Here is a 17,133-nt window from a genome sequence, read left to right as displayed (position 1 = left end):
TATGTGGAAACATTAAAATGGACTTATATAGTCATCAAATAACGAGTAGCGTGCCCTCCAATTAAATAGATAACGGTTTTGTTTTATAAGGAGATTGAACCGAAATCAGTTCTCCTGTTTCAAATGACTCTTTGCAAGCATAGCCAAGGGCTGTAGATAATACCCCGTCTTCCACAGTGACACTTGGTTGTCTGTTCTCCCTGATGCAAGAAATAAATTCTTCTGCCTCGCTCAAATACGCCTGTTCAAATCGTTCTAAAAATCCGTCTGAGCATTCTTTCACGACCCCATTATCATCAAATACGGATACCATATTTTTGTCTGGGGTTGTCCCAATTCTTAATGTACCTTTCGTGCCGATAATCTCAGTTTCAATATGATATCCATGAGCACAGTTACGTCCAGCTACAAAAATTCCCATTTTATTGTTTTCAAATTTCACCAATGCCGCTCCTGTTTCGGCATCGTTTAACTGTGCAATTTCTGGATAAGCATAAGCACCGCCAATCGCCCATACCTGTTTGGCTTCTGCATTTAGATACCATCTAGCTAAATCCAGGTCATGGATGGCCATATCCAAGAACAAACCACCACTGTAATTGTTTTTCGCAAACTGCATAAATCCATTGATAGCTTTTGCCGGATCAAGTCCGTAGCAACGAACCAAAACCGGATCTCCGATTTTCCCTTGCTCAATTTTCTTTTTCGTATATACATATGATCTGTCATATCTTCGCATGAAACCAATCATAAATACCTTGTCTGGGTGATTATTAACTACCTCTTGAACACGTACTGCTTCTTCCAAATATAATCCAAGCGGTTTTTCACTGAATACATGAAAACCAGCATGTAAGGCCTTTTCAATTTGTTCACAATGAAATCCAGATGGAGAAGCAATAAATATAGCATCTAACTCCTTATTCTTCAGCATTTCATCATAATCAGTATAGGCATATTTAACATCCCACTCTTTTTGGACTTGTTCGACTTCATCTTGAATAACACTGCAAACAGCTAATAATTCACAGTTCGGGATACGGAACGCCAAATTTTCTGCATGCTGTCTCCCTAATCGACCTAATCCAACAATACCAACCTTTACCTTCCCCATCATATCTCTCCACCTTTTCATATTTTATAAATTTTGTTGAAGCTGCACCTGAATACCGATTTCTGTATTAATAGTAAAATCAATACAGATTAAGCGCTTACTTTTAAAACTGTAATAAGTTTTAAAAACAATTTCGATTAACTTCTCTTATGAGTTTTAATTAATAAAACCAATAGCGTCTTACATTGAAAATGCTGTTAAGACAAAAATAATGAGAATTACATATCATAATCTTTTGTTTTTATCTTAACTAGAAAAACCTACCTTTCATAAGTTTTAAGGAAAACGTTTTCTTTAATTGTTTTTAATTATAAGATAGTTTTTGATAGAGGTCAATATTGTTTTTTCTAAAAGAGAAGTGATATTGGCGAGTTTTTATAGAATATTCCATGTGAAAGATGGATAAATAGGCTAAATATTTACTAAAATGTCCTATAGAGCTTATTAATTTGATTTATTCTTCATAAAAAAGTATATTTCATTAAGGTTTCAAGGAAAACGATTTCTCAAAAGATTAGAGTAGCCCAAGATCAAAAACAGCCCCGATCCATTTGCCGAGGCTGCTTCCTTTCCGAGCAAGTAGGGATGTGAGAAATCCTGTTCTGCTTGCTTTGGGTGATTGATGATTCTATTGAGTTGCTTGACTCTGTGTGCTTTCTTGGTTCTGTTGCTTTTCCTGGGTTTGGGGTTGCTGCTCTTGTGTCGGCTTACCGGTATTACCAGTAGTGTTGCCAGTATTACCAATAGTATTGCCAGTATTACCAGTAGTATTACTGTTTCCATTATTCCCCTGCTGCGTTCCACTATCCTGCTTTTGTTCTTCGTTCTGCTTCTCGTTCTGCTTCTCGTTTTCCTTCTCTTGTTTTTGCTCTTGTTTTTGCTCTTCTTTTTCTTGCTTTTCTTCTTCTTTCTCTTGTTGCTTCTCTTCCTGTTCTTGAGCCTTATCTTCTGTTTCCTGCTTTTCTGTTTCCTGCTTTTCTGTTTCCTGCTTCTCTTCCTGCTCTACTTGTACACTCTGATTTTTTTTCTTATACTTGCTGCCAAGTAATGAGAGATCGAATGTTTTATCAGGAAGCACAGATTGGGATTTGGAAATAATCTCTTTAAAGATAACTGCAGACGTCGATCCACTAGATGAGGAAAGATAATGTGATGCGTCCGTTTTATCATATCCAAGCCAAACGGCACCTGCAATCTCCGGTGTATATCCGACGAACCAATGATCCTTTGCCCCATCGAGCCCTTGTATTGGCAATTGTGTCGTTCCTGTTTTACCTGCAATATCCCTTCCGCTTATCGCAGCTTTTCTTCCAGTTCCTTCCTGCACAACACCTTTAAGCATGTAGGTTATTTTTTGTGCAGTGACGGCATCCATAATCCTCTTCGATTTTTTCTTCCATTTTCCAATTGTTTCTCCATCCGCATTTTTAATTTCCTTAATTGCGTGGGCCTCTACCATCACACCATTATTTGCGAATGCAGCAAAAGCTTGTGCCATTTTAAGCGGAGAGGTACCCTCATGCATGCCGCCTAATGCAATAGCAGGGGTTTCGTCTTCTTTCTCTAGTGGAATGCCAAAGCTGCGTACAGAATCTAAGCCTTTCTCTAAGCCGATCTTTTGTAATAACCAAACAGCTGGGACATTGTAGGACTCAATGACAGCCTTATACATAGTTACTTCCCCACGGAAGCGTTTATCGTAGTTTAGCGGTGTATATCCGCTAATATTAAGCGGCCTATCTTGTAGTTCATCGAATATGTCATATCCATTCTCCAACGCAGGCGTATAAACAGCCAACGGCTTCATCGAAGAGCCAGGCTGCCGTTTTAACTGTGTTGCACGATTAAACTGTCTAAATGTATGCTCTCCTCTTCCTCCGATTAGCGCCTGAATCCCCCCTGTTGAAGGATTTACAAACACCGCGCTACTTTGTACGAGCTGATCAGATGGGCTGTTCGGGAACAGGCGATTATTTGCATATGTCTTTTCCGTCGCTTCCTGCATCGTTGGATTGAGCTCTGTATAAATGCTGTAACCTCCAGCTAAAATCTCATTTGCGTTTAAACCGTACTTCTCACTGGCTTCTTCAATAATATGATCAACATAATGAGGATATTTTCCATCATAGTCATCAGTCGCTTTTTTGCTTTTTAACACAATTTTCTGCGCCTTTGCTTGGTTCACTTCACTTTGAGTAATATATCCTTCCTTTTGCATTAAAGAAAGGACAACATTTCTTCTCTCCATCGACTTTTCAAAATTCTTAACAGGCGATAACACAGAAGGTGCTTTAATTAGTCCAGCCAGGATAGCAGATTCGCTCAATGTTAGGTCTTTGGCATTTTTACCGAAGTACGTTTCAGCAGCTCTCTCAATTCCCCATGCTCCTTCTCCAAAATAAATTTGATTTAAGTAGCGAACAATGATTTCATCCTTTGAGTACGTACGTTCAATTTTCTTTGTCAGAACGAGCTCCTTCAATTTCCGTGTATATGTCCTATCCTGAGTGAGGAACACATTTTTTGCTAACTGCTGTGTAATCGTACTCCCGCCCGCTACAACCTCTCCGCTTTTTACGTTCTCAACAAACGCCCGGGCAATCCCCACATAATTAATTCCATGATGCTTATAAAATCGTTGATCCTCCGTTGCAATAACGGCATGAATCACATTCTTTGGGATTTCGTCTAATCCAACCCCTTTAATATCGGAGGCAGCAATTGTGCTGGCAATCTTACCATTTTGATCATAAATAATAGTCGGCTGCGGCGCTGGATCCTCTAGTTTACTTACATCGCTTGCTAGAACAGCAATATTAAAAACGAGAAACATGCAAGCAATTAATGCTGCTGTTGCCGTCGTAATTTTAAAAATAAGACCTTTAGAACGCCACGGCATTCCTATACGCCTCGCCGACTTTTGCTGTTGCTTTTGCTGCTGCCTTCTCTCCATTCTCCCCATACTTCAAACCACCTTTGGCATAATTTCTCAAGTTTTATAAATTACATAGCTTTTATTTTTTAACAAACCAGACATTTCGTCAATAGGAAACGTATATCTTCTATATTTAATTGTTTTGTTATTTCTACTATAAATATTCAAAATGACCCTTAATAGAGGGACAAAAAATGAAGCGAATGAAAAATTTTATAAACCCGTTAGCAACAAGAAAATGCGCTGTTTTTATAATAAGGTGATTAAAACAAGCCGTCTGACAAGCAGACAGTTTGCGGAATATAAACACAATCAACATCCAGCCATAGAAGAAAATGGATGGATAGATACATACCGCCCGCTTTTATTTTAATCTTTCATTTCTGGAGATTTGACGTAAAGCCCGATTCGAACGATGGAAATATGAGGCGTTATGCTGACCTCTAGTTCGGGAAATTCCTCATTCCACTGTTTTTTAAAGCGTTCTTTCCATAGCTTCGGGTAGGTGCGATACAAGGAATTTCCAAACCCAAATATATCAGAATGAAACTGTTTCTGTGTCTTATAAAGAGCCGATTGCATCCTTTTTTTCACGGCCATCTCTAGCAGATTTTGAACGTATTGCAATACTTTTGGATTGCCTAGATCTAAACTTGAACCATTTTCAAAAAGCTCAACTTCTGCATGAACATTCACTTTCATCTTTACTTTGCCTTGCTCAAGGATTGGCTTCACCTTTGTCTTTCCTGTTAGTAACTGGGTACCGATTTTTCCCCCTCCTTTTTCCTTTGGTACCGTGACTGTAATATTTGATTTCTCCACCTCATTGCGAAACCATAGTACCCCCCGTGTATCCCCCTCATCAATCCACCCTACCAATTTATCTTGACGAAAAACAGCCGTTCCGCTGATGGCAGGATTTAGCCCCGCATTCTTCCTTCCCTTTTCTGCAGGTCTTATTGCCACTTGAGCCGCAGCAGGGGAAATCCCTTCTGTCGTAAGCATATCAATAAAGTCCTTTTGCATGATCCTTAGTCCTACCCCCGCTTTCAATTCCTCCCTAATAGCCTCTGAAGTGTATCGCTCAATGTTGGGAGCTGGTTTTAAAATGCGTGCAGCTTCTCCCTTGGAGAACAAAATAAAACCGCGCAGACGTGCTTCCCTTCCCCTCGCAAAGAAACTTAAGAGTGGAAAAACACCATCCTTTGCCGCCCTTTCTCCAATGATTATGTTTCGGCTATGAGAAAAGAAAATGCGGCGAGGAAATTTTTCTTGCAGTTTCCGAGAGGCATCCATCACGTTTTCTCCCGTCTCCGAAATCAGCAGAGTTGTTTCCATTTCTCCTCCAGAACCACCGGCCCCAACAGGGCCAAGCTTCTTTGGAATTGCCACTTGAAGCGCGATGCGGATTTTTCCATCACGCATCTTATCGATAGCTGTGGCAGTTACAATCGCGATATCATTAATCTCCACCCGGCTCCAACAGCCAGCTAGCGCGAGTATCATAACGCAACAGATAACGAGGATGCCTAGTTTTCTCATAACGTTCCCCTTTCCTAGCCATAGCTTTTCTAACTTTTTCGCTGAGGTGAACGCGGACGCAATGAATGACTCATCCGTTTTCGATTCTTTTTCCCGGTTTGATCAGAACGATCCACCATTCCCCACCAAGGAACACGCACATAAATATCCTTCAAACTCGTAAGATTCAAAGGTGCCACTGGAGACAAATAAGGCACACCGAAAGAACGAAGTCGTGCCATATGGATTAAAAGAATTAAAATTGCCACTAAGATACCATATAAACCTAATGTTGCCGCGCAAATCATCATGGGAAATCGAAGCAGCCGAATGGCGATTCCTTGACTAAAAACAGGGAAAATAAAGGATGATATACCAGTAATAGAAACAACAATTACCATCGTAGCAGATACAATTCCGGCCTGTACTGCCGCCTGCCCAATAACTAGAGCCCCCACAATACTCACCGCCTGCCCAACAGTCCTTGGCAGACGTACACCAGCTTCCCGCAATCCTTCGAAGGAAATCTCCATAATTAAAGCTTCTACAAAGGCTGGAAAAGGAACGGTTTCCCTTCCAGAAGCAACACTAAGCAATAAGGTAGTCGGAAGCATTTCTGGATGATAGGTCGTTATCGCAATATAAAGGGAGGGTAAAAGTAAAGCAATTCCTATCATACAGAAGCGGAGCCATCGGATTACCGTCGAAACCATAAAATGCTGGTAATAGTCCTCACTTGATTGCAGCATTTCATAAAAAGTAATCGGCACAATCAGCGCAAACGGTGTATTGTCAATGAGTATCCCTATCTTTCCTTCCAATAAATTAGCTGCCACCTTGTCTGGACGCTCAGTATTGTTCACCTGGGGGAAAACAGAAAAGGGATTATCCCCAATAAGTTCCTCAATATAGCCGCTTTCTAAAATTGCATCAATATCAATTCGTCTTAACCTTTCTCGCACCTCTGCTACGAGAGATGGCTCCACAACCCCGTCCAGATAGGTAATAACGATATTCGTATTTGATAATCGCCCTACCTTTATAGCTTCCATTTTGAGCTGAGAGGTTTTTAATCTTCTGCGAAGCAGACTCGTGTTGGTTCTCAAGTTTTCTGTAAAACCTTCCCTAGGACCACGAATTACCGCTTCCGTCGCTGGCTCTTCAACAGATCTCATGTCCCATCCTTTGGCGCTAATAAAAAGAGCTTGCTTTACTCCATCTAATAATAAAACGGTATCCCCGTCCAAAATATGCTCTACTGCTTCCTGAATGGTCTCCCCTATACTAACTTGCGAGACATGAATAACTTGCTCCTGCAGAAAGGCTTCCATATCCCTTAATGGAATGTCCGCGGAGAGAATTACCTCTTTTCCAACTTTTAGTAAAGGTTTTATCACATCAGAATCAATTATTTCTGTATCTACCATGCCATCTAAGCAAATAAGTACTCCCTTTTGGATCCCGCCTAACTGAAACTCATAAAAAACAATATCGGAGAACCGATCAAAAACCCCTTTCAACTGGTTTATATCATTATGGAAAAGACCTGTTAGCCGAGCATCTTTTGAAGCATCCCGCTGGGGACATAACAGTGGCTCATGATTTTGCTTCGATTGTAGGTCTCTCTTTTTCAACCAACCCAGTATTTTCATTCCCACAACTCCCCTTCTAGCTTCAGATAATTTTTCTTATTTTGACCAGATATAAAAATAAATTTCAAGGATATCCTCCCAAAATTTTGTTCATGTTAATACTAAAGCAGGTGACAAAAAGTGGATTAGGATGAGGAAAACCATGGAAAGAATCTCAATCACCCAATTGTTTATGCTTACCTTATTGTTTCAAATTGGCTCGTCTGGGATATTCGGGTTTGCTTCTGCCGCCGGGAAAGATGCTTGGCTATCTGTCTTATTGTCTACTGCACTTGGGACATGTCTCATTGGTATATTTCTCATCTTAATGCGTCTTCAGCCGGGATTAACTCTTGTTGAATGGTTTCCTGCCCAGTTTGGTCAATGGCTTGGCACCCCTATTTCCTGGTTTTATATGCTTATGTTTTTATACAACTCTAGTCGTACACTCGGTGATGTAAAGGACCTCATCCCAACAACTATTTTGCCAGGTACACCTAATTGGGTGATCCTTAGCGTATTTATGATCGCTATCGCTTACGCTCTGTTTAGTGGAATTGAGGTTATAGCTCGTCTCGGAGAGATCATTTTGCCTGTCCTATTAGTTTTATTTTTGGTTGAGATTGTCTTAATTTTTGGATCAGATACGATCCGTATTGAACGATTACAGCCGGTTTTGGGAGAAGGGTGGGGCCGTGTTTGGGAAGGGACATGGCCAAGCGGCGCCCAGCAATCCTTTGCGGAAACCCTTGAGTTCGCTATGATTTGGACGTTGACGAAACAGCCGGAACGCATCGCAAAAACGACTATCTTGGCTACTCTTTTATATGGAATTCTTCTTTCTACTTTCGATGCACTGGCGATCCTTACATTTGGTGAAGAAGTCTTTTCAAGCAGTACGTACCCCTTATACAGGTTAGTCAAAACTATCTCTATTGCGGACTTTCTCGAAAACCTAGATGCGTTAGGGATTTTGTATTTTATGGGCTTCGTCTTTTTTAAAGTGACGTTACAAATGTATGGAGTCATTCGGGGAATACAGCAATTGTTATATCTTAGCGATAGCAGAGTTCTTGTTTTCCCTGTAAGCGTCATTGTCCTTATTTTAGGATTAACCGAATCCAAAAGCACATCGGAGCATATTGCTTCAGGTTTAGGAAGCCTTGGATATCCTTCGATAGTCCCTTGGTTTTTAATTCCTAGTTTATTATTGATTGTGACCTGTATCCGAAAGGGCATATCCGGTAAACAAATGAAAAAAAGCGGATTATAGAAATAGGAGCTGTATCTCACAATGGAGCAATTTCTTTGGCCATGGCAGTCTAAAGTAATCATTCAGTATCCTTGGGCTTTATATATTTTTTTCTCTTTCCTGTCTATCGTTTTATCCATCATTACGTGGGTAAGAAAGAAAAACCACATAGAGTAAATAAGGACTCTACTTAGATTTAAAATGGAAGTCTAGTGCTTAGAAACATACCTCTATAAAATGCTCGGAAAGGAAGATGCAAATTGGCAGATACAACTATCTATGTAAAAGAAGCAACAAATGAACAGCCTATTCAAACATTAGAATCAATTCTCATACAGATGAATGGCGTTGAATGGACCGATGTGAACATGGAGGATGGCGAAGTGAAGATTACATACAATGAAAATCAAGTTACTAAGGAACAGATTATTAACAAAATTCAGCAATACGGACTGCATCCCCTGTAATATGGAAAGAATGTCTAAAACCTGTAATAAAGAAAACTCGCCGAATGGGCGAGTTTTCTTTACCGGTTCTTTGTAATACGCTGCACAAGCTTATTTCTCCACGCAGGTGCCAACGCTTCTTCCGCTAGAATTTCTTTCGCCTTTCCCTCATTCCATGGGCCGTGGAAGTAAATACGATTTGTATGTAAAACCGTCACAGATTTTCCTCGCTCTAATAGAGTAATGCTTGCATCTTTATCTACAAATCCTTCCTCAAGCACGCGCATAAAATAGCCTGTATATCCAGTTTTCACAATTTCCGCCATCAAGCCCTTACAGCCCGTATGCTGGTCAATCGTAATACATGGGATCCTTCCCTGCGTTACTTGTACAATCGCTTCTCCAATTCGGTACACATCCCCGATGTATGTATCCTCCTCTTTCATACCTATTACCGTAAAATTCTCCCCAAACGCCGGACGCGGCAAGGTGCTCCCAAATTGCTTTTCCCATAGCGCATAGTGCTCAAACGGATAGACACAAACAGCCCGATCTACTCCGCCATGAAATGAGGTATTGGCAACAGCATCACCATCAAACGATTCCTTTCGCAGCCAACATCCTTCTACCTCTTCTTTCCCGATTCCCGTTACGAGCGTTCCGTTCTCCAATTGTTTTGTTTTTGGAAGCCCGACACTGATTTGCAGCAGCTTCATCTCATAAACCCCTTTCGTTTTGATTTCGTTTTACGCCTCATATAGCTCTAAGGGCAAGCCGTCTGGGTCCTGAAAGAATGTAAACTGTTTGCCTGTAAGAGAATCGATTCGGATTGGCTCAACGCTCACACCATGCTCCTTCAGTTCGCATACAGCTGCTTCTATATCTGTAACTTGAAATGCCAAATGGCGCAAGCCAGCCGCTTCCGGATAACTCGGACGCTTCGGAGGATGCGGAAAAGAAAACAATTCGATTTGTCCATGCTCTCCTACCGCAAGATCCAATTTATAGGAATCTCTCTCCTCTCGATATATTTCACTGATAATACTGAGCCCAAGAATATTTACATAAAAGTGCTTTGACTTTTCATAATTAGCGCAAATAATCGCAGTATGATGAATTTTTTCTATGTTCATATTCTTTCTCCCTCCATACATATGTTTTCTAAAATTCCTTAAAATATCGTTTAGCTTCTATCTTAACATGTACCTGTCCTTTTTCTTGCTTAATGCGGGCATTCTATCCAGAAAAATTTCTCTGGCACCAATTGTGCGAAAAAAATTTAAAATTCTCCTATTTTTAAAAAAGACGGACAGAAAAAACGACATGCTGCCGAATTATTATAATAGATGGGCAGAGTGCTAATAAGAAACCTCTCTTATTAGCATGTTCAATGCCAATATTATCAATTCCATGCAATATGAAGAACTATGTATCTTAATCTTAGCAAGAATACAAGTAAAAGATAACAAGGGAGAAACATTATGATGCAAAAAATAAGAAAATATGAAAACAGTGCCGAAGTATTAAGAATTTTAGCTCATCCTGTTCGTTTAGGACTGATTGAGACGATGATCACAAACGGTCCTACGAATGTCACAGCCATGTATGAGGAATTTAAAATGCCGCAAAGTACAATTAGCCAGCATTTATCTAAATTAAAATCCGCAAAAATTATTTCCGGGACACGTAAAGGCTTAGAAATTTACTACGAGGTTGTTGACGACCGCGCAAAATCCATTCTTTCTACACTTGCGTAAGTTATCAATTCCGTACAATATGAAGAACTATGTATCTTATCTTAGTAAGAACATAACCAAAAGATAATAAAGGAGCGAAGTTGAAATGCAAAAAATAGGACAGTACGAAAACAGTGCCGAAGTATTAAAAATTTTAGCTCATCCTGTTCGTTTAGGGCTGATTGAGACAATGATCGCAAACGGTCCTACAAATGTCACATCGATGTATGAGGAATTCAAAATGCCGCAAAGTACAATTAGCCAGCATTTATCTAAGCTGAAATCCGCAAAAATTATTTCCGGGACACGTAAAGGTCTAGAAATTTACTATGAGGTTGTTGACGACCGCGCAAAATCCATTCTTTCTACACTTGCGTAAGCAGACGAATCGGCTTGCAGCCTAATAGCCGCAAAATAGAAGCTGTTTATGCATACAGTGTCCCATAGACTGTAATCTATGGGACATTTTTATATACAATCGTCATTTACTAAAATACATCGTAACCCACTCATCGGACTGCAGCCTCTTTTGCAAAGAGAAGCCAGCATTTTGAAACAAGGAAGTTACATGCTCTGTATGCCACTCAACCAGGCCTGAGACAAGGAAATGATTGCTTTTTTCCAGCAGCTCATGTCTATCGATAATTATTTTTGCCTCATCTCCTCCAATGTTAATAAAAATCCAATCAAACCAATCTTGGATACGGTAGCTTCCATCCATTAAATCAGCCTGTACAATTTGAATTTGCTTGACGCCATTCAAATGTGCATGATGTAAAATCTCCCGTTCAACAGGCTCTAAATCTACAGCCATAACCTCCTGAGCACCTTTTAATAACGCCGCTATACTTAAAATACCTGATCCGGTTCCTAAATCCAAGACCCTCTTCTCTGTGAAGTCACGGCCTAAAATAACCTCCAAACAATCTTGTGTTGTCCCATGAATGCCCGTCCCAAATGCCCCTTGCGGATCTAAATGCAGCGTCGTCTCTGGCTTGTACTCTTCGTCAGAACCAGCATAGCGAATCACCCATCCGTTTTTCAGCTCAATATCTTCAAATGCTTGATTCCACTCCTGTGTTTCCACCGTCCGATATATAATCTCTTCCCTTCTAATAGATAAAAGTGCAGGAAGTATAGAAAGATATTGCTCCGGATCTTCATCCCCATACACCTTTAAATCTACCTGCTGCTGTGCATCTGTCTCAAATGCATATCCATTTTGAGTCACCTTCACCTCAATCGGAGCCTCATAATATAAATTATAAATTCCTGCCTCATACAGTCTTTGCGCAGCTTCCTCCACCTGCGTATATGGCAATGTTATGCTAAATTCATACATCCTCTTACACTTCCTTTAACTCATACTGCATCAATCTCTTACTTACCTAACCGTTTTCGTTAATGATTATACAAAAAAATAGAGAAATATAAAAAACATGACGTACAAAATCACGGAATTTTGCACACTTAGTTGATTGGTGAGCTCTGCCCTTGGGTAAGGATAGAGGCGTAATTGCTCTTATACTCTATCCCTAAAATTTCTCGCTACATCGAATTGGTTTCCAGCTAGAAATTTCTTAAAGTGGCACAGAAGCCTCAAAATAATAAAGTAATTTGGTATAATGAATGAGGCTGATTGTTTCCTAGGAAAATCTTTATTTAAAATTCCGCATTTAAAAACCTCTATTTTTAAGGGGGAAAAATTATAAATAATACCTTGATCAAAAATGTAATTTGCTTATTGTTATTCATCTTGCTCATTGTCTTACTACAAATTAAAAGTTATTTTCTACTTAGTATATGGGCACTAGTTTCTATTTTTCTTTTTTTCAAATTTAATAAGTTTATAAAATCATTTGTTATTACCAATATACTATTTGGCATTGGCTTCTTTATTTACTTACAAGTAATTAATCATTGGATTGCAGAAATAGAACAAAAAGAATTACATATACTTTTACACAGGTTAGCATTAGCTTGTATTTTAATTCCTTTATTTGTCTTCTCTTTCTTTTCAAAATTACCATTTATAACGTATTGGGGAAAACCCCAATGGAAGGATCAAATTTATTTTCCGTTTATTTGGACAGGTTTTCACAAGACAACGGTAAGATTTGTTCTTCTCATAGCATTAACAAGTAACATCATTGCCTTTATGCCGTTAGCTATTCGAAATGGATGGTCTTTTATCCAGGAAGTTTGGTTATTGGCTATTATATTTTCAATTACAAACGCAGTACTTGAAGAAGTGATTTGGAGAGGAACCCTTTTAAGTCGCTTTTCTGAACAGTTAGGTGAGAAATGGGCGGTTGTAGTAACGAGCTTGGGATTCGGACTGCAGCATTATTCACTTGGCTTTCCCTGGCTTGTTTGTATTGCTTTTTCTATTGGCGGAATGTTTTACGGGGGGATGACTATCAAATCTAAAAGTATTATTCCTTCGGTTATATGGCATATGACCTTGAATGTGCTGATGGTTTTAAGTGGTTTGATTTTAAAGGAAACTCGCTGATTGGCAAGCCCTGCCTTTGGGCGAAGACAGAGGCGTAGCCCTACTTATACTTTATTCGTAAAATTTCTCACTACGTCGAATTGTCTTCTAGCTAGAAATTTATCCTTTCTTAAAGTGTAAACTAAAAGGTAGCGGTAATGTTCCGCGTTCATTCCGCAACAATCTAGTAAAGAGACTAATTAATTACTGAAAAACTATAAAATAACTTCAGTTTATCCTATGAAATCCTATCCTTTCCCTTTAATAACATGATAAGATTGCAGGATCACTCACAATGTTTCTATAATTTAAGGAAAGACAGGAAAAATTGACTAAGAAGGAGCGAACAGCAAAATGGGGATATCAAACACACGTTGGTTTCGTGTTAGCATAGCAATCATCTTGTGCCTCGTCATCATCTGGCTGGCGAATGAAGTGAAGTTTATTTTTACACCACTTATTATATTTGTACAAACCTTGTTTACACCCTTTTTAATAGCAGGAGTTTTATTTTATCTTTGCCGCCCTCTCTTGCATTGGCTGGAAGGACGAAAGGTGCCGAGAGGGATTGGAATTGTAGTTATCTTTTTGGTAATAGCCGGTCTTCTGACCTTTGTTATTTCGTTTATCGGACCGATTATTCAAAAGCAATTCGTAAACCTAGTCCATAATACACCAAAAATGATCGACTCTGTGCAAAAAGGAATTCATTACTGGCAAGAACATCAACAGTTTATCCCGCAGTATGTCAAGGAAGGTGTTACCTATATCACCGATAGCCTTGGCGATATCGTAGCGGTAACAGGTTCATCCATCGGTACGCTCCTAAGCAATACGGTCAGTCTTGTTGTGGCGCTCGCCATTGTGCCGTTCATTCTCTTCTATTTATTAAGCGACCGCGACAAATTTGTTCCGAGTGTAATTCGTTTCTTCCCAAGCTCGAAAACAGATTATATCCGCGGCATCTTAGGCGATATGGATAAAGCATTAGCTAGCTACATTCAAGGCCAGCTCATTGTAAGTACATGTATCGGTGTGTTGCTGTTAATTGGCTATTTGATTATCGGTCTTGATTATGCGCTCTTGCTAGCCCTGTTCGGTATGGTCATGAATATCATTCCGTTTCTCGGACCATTTTTGGCAGTAATCCCTGCTATCATTGCTGCTTGGCTGCAGGACCCGATTATGGTTGTATATGTTATCATCATTATGTTTGCCGCCCAGCAAATTGAAAGCAGCTTTGTATCTCCGCTTGTTATGGGACGCGCCCTGAAAATCCATCCGCTTACCATCATTCTTCTCATTTTAGTTGGAGGAAATTTGGCTGGGGTGCTCGGGATGATTTTAATTATTCCTATATATGCAGTATGCAAGGTTATTGTGCAGCATAGTTATAGGCTGCTGAAAATCAATAAAAGCACCTAATCTTTATTAGGTATTTCTTTTATTGAAAAATGGAACGAAATCTACAGAAAAAGGGGGAGTATCTAATGAAACAATATGATGTAGCCGAGGGTACTGGAGTTTTAAAAGTATATCTCGAAAATATAAGCGAAAATCGTGTACTTGTTGCTATTCCTCAAAAAGAGTGGTCATTTTTACTTCGCTATGATATTGGCACACATGATGAGGCGAAACAAGAATATAATGAACTGCTTCGTTCCCTTTGTCGTCAGGGATTACAGTATCAGCTTGCACAAGAGCTAGCAGATGTAATTAACAAAGCAGTTCATAATGAAAAGACGCCTTACGATAATGTTATCAGGTGGTAATCTAGACAATTAAATGATAAAGCGGCTAATGTCTAAACTGACTACATATCATCCTTAATTTTCCAAAACGACATAATTACAGTGCAAAAAAAGCGCAAGATTATCTTACAACATATCTGTAATATGCTGGATATCCATTTATAATTAACATAAGAGGATAGCTTGACTCCTCCAACCTCTAGTTAAAATACACTACAATAATCAGAATTTAATCAAGGGAGGGATATATATGGTGAAACAAACTGTATTATTGCAAGGAGATCATCATATAAAGCGAATTTCGGAGATTGTCCAAGAGGCAAAAAAATTCCAAAGTAAAATGGCTTTATATACCCCTACCTATAACAAAAAGATTAATTTAAAGGATACACTTGGATTATTGTCTCTGCCTCTACAAAAAGGAGCAGAAGTAACAGTGACAGCTATAGGAACAGATGAACAAGAAGCAATCGCAGCTATTGTTAACAGATTATAAAAAGAAAACTCGCCGACTGGCGAGCCGTTAGGCGAAGTTGTACTTACAATGTACACCTAAAATTTCCCACTACACCAAATTGACTTTTAGCCGGAAATTTAGACTTTCTTAAAGCGCAGGATAAGATATAAATCAAATAGCTGTCTTTCATAGCCAATCTATCTTTAGTAAAAACCGACCTCTGAAAGGTCGGTTTTTACTTGCGTTCAATTATTTTGTTTAAGAGATTCCATTCACGATTTGAGTCAGCGCCTCGCGGATTGGCGTAACTGGACGACCGAGAAGTTTTTCAAAATCATTGCTCTCGATTTCCAAAGCTCCCTCCCGAATGCCTTTTTGGATTTCTACAAGGAAAGGAATAACGAATTCTGGTACGCCTGCACCTTTCATGATATCGGCATAAGCAGCGTCATCAATCTGTTGCACAGGTACCTCTTTACCTAATACAGTACCAAGAGCAGCTGCAAGTTCTTCTTGAGTCATGAGCTTACCAGAAAGCTCGTAGACCGTATTCTCATGGCCATTCCCAGCCAGTACAGCTGCCGCAGCCTCCGCATACTCTTGTTGTAATGCCCAACCTACCTTGCCAGAACCTGCTGATGTCACCCAAGGGGCTCCTGCTAGAACACCTTGAATGCTTGAGATTTCATTCTCCAAGTACCAGTTATTGCGTAAGAAAGAATAAGGAATACCTGTTTTTAAGATCGCTTCTTCCGCAGCAACATGTGGCGGGGCAAGGAATATCGTACTTTCACTTACATTTGCTACACTAGTATAAGCAATAAATTTAACTCCAGCACGCTCTGCCGCAGCTACGGCATCGGTATGTTGACGAACTCTCGTTTCATTGTCTCCATCTGCAGAAATAAGCAATAAGCGATCAATACCTGCAAAAGCAGAATCCAATGTTTCTGGACGATCAAAATCTCCTTGGCGAACCTCCACTCCGCGAGCTCGTAATCCTTCCGCTTTTTCTGGATTGCGAACACTTACAGCTATTTGACTCGCTGGCACAGTTTTCAGCAGCGTCTCTACAATCTTCGTTCCCAATTTTCCTGTTGCACCTGTTACTAGCATTTTCATTGTCTTTTCCCCCAATATATATTTTATCGTAATGATGATTGTTACAGCAGTTTAACCTATACCATTATCCCTAAACAGAATAATGACTTACGGTGCACTCACCCGTTTATCTAAAGGTTTTACTTGTTGAAGTATCAAGTATAGGTATATAGTATATCCATAGTCATAATAATAAAAGTAGGCATTTTTTTATGACATAGTCACAAAAATAGTACCATTATGATCGAGAGGGATAACACGATGGCTCGCTTTAAGATTCCGGGAGAACCCCCTCCTAAAGGACAGGAAGAAGTATGTCCTGTAACGTATACTCAAAATTTAACCGCAGGAAGATGGAAAATCATTATTCTATGGCATCTAAGTAAGGGGACAAGAAGATTTAATGAACTTCAAAGGTTGTTGCCTGGTATTTCAAAAGGAATATTGACGCGACAGCTGAGGGAACTGGAAGAAGACCAAATGGTTCATAGAGAGGTATATAAAGAAGTTCCTCCCAAAGTAGAATACTCGCTAACATCAAAAGGGATAAGCTTTGTCCCTATACTAGACATTATGGGAGAGTGGGGTAAAAAACATATGAAGAGCTAAGCAAGGCCCGCCGATTGGCGAGCCCTGCCCCCGCCCGGGCAAAGACAGAGGCGTAGTTGCCCTTATTCTGTATTCCTAAAATTTCT

17 protein-coding genes are annotated in these 17,133 nt (G+C 39.7%); 9 read left to right on the top strand and 8 right to left on the bottom strand.

Going from position 1 to position 17,133, the window contains the following annotated elements:
• Positions 1-61: 61 nt before the first annotated feature.
• The 4 genes from AAHB12_RS02120 to AAHB12_RS02105 all read right to left on the bottom strand — a co-directional run bounded on the left by AAHB12_RS02120 (position 62) and on the right by AAHB12_RS02105 (position 7,222).
• Positions 62-1,114: a Gfo/Idh/MocA family oxidoreductase gene (locus tag AAHB12_RS02120; protein ID WP_342044208.1), complete on the bottom strand. Its 1,053-nt coding sequence runs from the start codon at positions 1,112-1,114 to the stop codon at positions 62-64.
• Between the two features lie 628 nt (positions 1,115-1,742).
• Positions 1,743-4,076, bottom strand: coding sequence for a transglycosylase domain-containing protein (locus AAHB12_RS02115; protein WP_446715501.1), 2,334 nt, complete (start codon positions 4,074-4,076; stop codon positions 1,743-1,745).
• 342 nt (positions 4,077-4,418) lie between these two features.
• On the bottom strand, positions 4,419-5,591 hold the full coding sequence (locus AAHB12_RS02110; RefSeq protein WP_342044157.1) for a Ger(x)C family spore germination protein: 1,173 nt from the start codon (positions 5,589-5,591) through the stop codon (positions 4,419-4,421).
• 29 nt (positions 5,592-5,620) lie between these two features.
• The gene (locus AAHB12_RS02105) at positions 5,621-7,222 is read right to left on the bottom strand and encodes a spore germination protein (protein ID WP_342044156.1); all 1,602 of its coding nucleotides are present in this window, start codon (positions 7,220-7,222) and stop codon (positions 5,621-5,623) included.
• A 142-nt stretch (positions 7,223-7,364) separates the two neighbouring features.
• Here AAHB12_RS02105 and AAHB12_RS02100 point away from each other — a divergent pair, with 142 nt between their 5' ends.
• Complete coding sequence (locus AAHB12_RS02100) at positions 7,365-8,474, top strand: GerAB/ArcD/ProY family transporter (protein WP_342044155.1); 1,110 nt, start codon at positions 7,365-7,367, stop codon at positions 8,472-8,474.
• A 239-nt stretch (positions 8,475-8,713) separates the two neighbouring features.
• The gene (locus AAHB12_RS02095) at positions 8,714-8,920 is read left to right on the top strand and encodes a heavy-metal-associated domain-containing protein (RefSeq protein ID WP_342044154.1); all 207 of its coding nucleotides are present in this window, start codon (positions 8,714-8,716) and stop codon (positions 8,918-8,920) included.
• Between the two features lie 59 nt (positions 8,921-8,979).
• Here AAHB12_RS02095 and AAHB12_RS02090 read toward each other — a convergent pair whose 3' ends face one another.
• Together AAHB12_RS02090 and gloA2 are read right to left on the bottom strand one after the other, a co-directional pair.
• Positions 8,980-9,615: an MOSC domain-containing protein gene (locus AAHB12_RS02090; RefSeq protein WP_342044153.1), complete on the bottom strand. Its 636-nt coding sequence runs from the start codon at positions 9,613-9,615 to the stop codon at positions 8,980-8,982.
• Positions 9,616-9,645: 30 nt separating this feature from the next.
• A complete protein-coding gene (gene gloA2, locus AAHB12_RS02085) occupies positions 9,646-10,032 on the bottom strand; it encodes an SMU1112c/YaeR family gloxylase I-like metalloprotein (RefSeq protein ID WP_342044152.1) in 387 nt (128 codons plus the stop codon).
• Positions 10,033-10,380: 348 nt separating this feature from the next.
• Here gloA2 and AAHB12_RS02080 point away from each other — a divergent pair, with 348 nt between their 5' ends.
• Positions 10,381-10,656: an ArsR/SmtB family transcription factor gene (locus AAHB12_RS02080; protein WP_410774288.1), complete on the top strand. Its 276-nt coding sequence runs from the start codon at positions 10,381-10,383 to the stop codon at positions 10,654-10,656.
• A gap of 85 nt (positions 10,657-10,741) precedes the next feature.
• Positions 10,742-11,014, top strand: coding sequence for an ArsR/SmtB family transcription factor (locus AAHB12_RS02075; RefSeq protein WP_342044151.1), 273 nt, complete (start codon positions 10,742-10,744; stop codon positions 11,012-11,014).
• 102 nt (positions 11,015-11,116) lie between these two features.
• On the opposite strand, the gene AAHB12_RS02070 is transcribed toward AAHB12_RS02075, so the two are convergent.
• Positions 11,117-11,977 carry a 50S ribosomal protein L11 methyltransferase gene (locus AAHB12_RS02070; protein WP_342044150.1) on the bottom strand — a complete coding sequence of 287 codons (861 nt, stop codon included), beginning with the start codon at positions 11,975-11,977 and terminating at the stop codon, positions 11,117-11,119.
• An 867-nt stretch (positions 11,978-12,844) separates the two neighbouring features.
• Between AAHB12_RS02070 and AAHB12_RS02065 the strand changes: the two genes are divergently transcribed.
• The 4 genes from AAHB12_RS02065 (at position 12,845) to AAHB12_RS02050 (ending at position 15,376) form a co-directional block, all read left to right on the top strand.
• Positions 12,845-13,150, top strand: coding sequence for a CPBP family intramembrane glutamic endopeptidase (locus AAHB12_RS02065; RefSeq protein ID WP_342044149.1), 306 nt, complete (start codon positions 12,845-12,847; stop codon positions 13,148-13,150).
• Positions 13,151-13,483: 333 nt separating this feature from the next.
• Positions 13,484-14,554, top strand: a complete 1,071-nt coding sequence (locus AAHB12_RS02060; protein WP_129728462.1) for an AI-2E family transporter — start codon at positions 13,484-13,486, stop codon at positions 14,552-14,554.
• Positions 14,555-14,619: 65 nt separating this feature from the next.
• Positions 14,620-14,901 (top strand): YueH family protein, encoded by a 282-nt coding sequence (locus AAHB12_RS02055; protein ID WP_165350786.1) that lies wholly within the window; start codon positions 14,620-14,622, stop codon positions 14,899-14,901.
• 229 nt (positions 14,902-15,130) lie between these two features.
• Complete coding sequence (locus AAHB12_RS02050) at positions 15,131-15,376, top strand: HPr family phosphocarrier protein (RefSeq protein WP_342044148.1); 246 nt, start codon at positions 15,131-15,133, stop codon at positions 15,374-15,376.
• 219 nt (positions 15,377-15,595) lie between these two features.
• Here AAHB12_RS02050 and AAHB12_RS02045 read toward each other — a convergent pair whose 3' ends face one another.
• Positions 15,596-16,459: an SDR family oxidoreductase gene (locus AAHB12_RS02045; protein ID WP_342044147.1), complete on the bottom strand. Its 864-nt coding sequence runs from the start codon at positions 16,457-16,459 to the stop codon at positions 15,596-15,598.
• 240 nt (positions 16,460-16,699) lie between these two features.
• Between AAHB12_RS02045 and AAHB12_RS02040 the strand changes: the two genes are divergently transcribed.
• A complete protein-coding gene (locus AAHB12_RS02040; RefSeq protein ID WP_129728466.1) occupies positions 16,700-17,047 on the top strand; it encodes a winged helix-turn-helix transcriptional regulator in 348 nt (115 codons plus the stop codon).
• The last annotated feature ends 86 nt before the right edge of the window (positions 17,048-17,133 follow it).

It is taken from the genome of Bacillus sp. OTU530 (genome assembly GCF_038440375.1).
This window is presented reverse-complemented; position numbering and strand designations above follow the sequence as displayed.

Coding starts and splice junctions, on each gene's coding strand:
- AAHB12_RS02120 (WP_342044208.1), bottom strand. CDS start 1,114: ATGGGGAAGGTAAAGGTTGGTATTGTTGGATTAGGTCGATTAGGGAGA.
- AAHB12_RS02115 (WP_446715501.1), bottom strand. CDS start 4,076: ATGGGGAGAATGGAGAGAAGGCAGCAGCAAAAGCAACAGCAAAAGTCG.
- AAHB12_RS02110 (WP_342044157.1), bottom strand. CDS start 5,591: ATGAGAAAACTAGGCATCCTCGTTATCTGTTGCGTTATGATACTCGCG.
- AAHB12_RS02105 (WP_342044156.1), bottom strand. CDS start 7,222: ATGAAAATACTGGGTTGGTTGAAAAAGAGAGACCTACAATCGAAGCAA.
- AAHB12_RS02100 (WP_342044155.1), top strand. CDS start 7,365: ATGGAAAGAATCTCAATCACCCAATTGTTTATGCTTACCTTATTGTTT.
- AAHB12_RS02090 (WP_342044153.1), bottom strand. CDS start 9,615: ATGAAGCTGCTGCAAATCAGTGTCGGGCTTCCAAAAACAAAACAATTG.
- gloA2 (WP_342044152.1), bottom strand. CDS start 10,032: ATGAACATAGAAAAAATTCATCATACTGCGATTATTTGCGCTAATTAT.
- AAHB12_RS02080 (WP_410774288.1), top strand. CDS start 10,381: ATGATGCAAAAAATAAGAAAATATGAAAACAGTGCCGAAGTATTAAGA.
- AAHB12_RS02075 (WP_342044151.1), top strand. CDS start 10,742: ATGCAAAAAATAGGACAGTACGAAAACAGTGCCGAAGTATTAAAAATT.
- AAHB12_RS02070 (WP_342044150.1), bottom strand. CDS start 11,977: ATGTATGAATTTAGCATAACATTGCCATATACGCAGGTGGAGGAAGCT.
- AAHB12_RS02060 (WP_129728462.1), top strand. CDS start 13,484: ATGGGGATATCAAACACACGTTGGTTTCGTGTTAGCATAGCAATCATC.
- AAHB12_RS02055 (WP_165350786.1), top strand. CDS start 14,620: ATGAAACAATATGATGTAGCCGAGGGTACTGGAGTTTTAAAAGTATAT.
- AAHB12_RS02050 (WP_342044148.1), top strand. CDS start 15,131: ATGGTGAAACAAACTGTATTATTGCAAGGAGATCATCATATAAAGCGA.
- AAHB12_RS02045 (WP_342044147.1), bottom strand. CDS start 16,459: ATGAAAATGCTAGTAACAGGTGCAACAGGAAAATTGGGAACGAAGATT.
- AAHB12_RS02040 (WP_129728466.1), top strand. CDS start 16,700: ATGGCTCGCTTTAAGATTCCGGGAGAACCCCCTCCTAAAGGACAGGAA.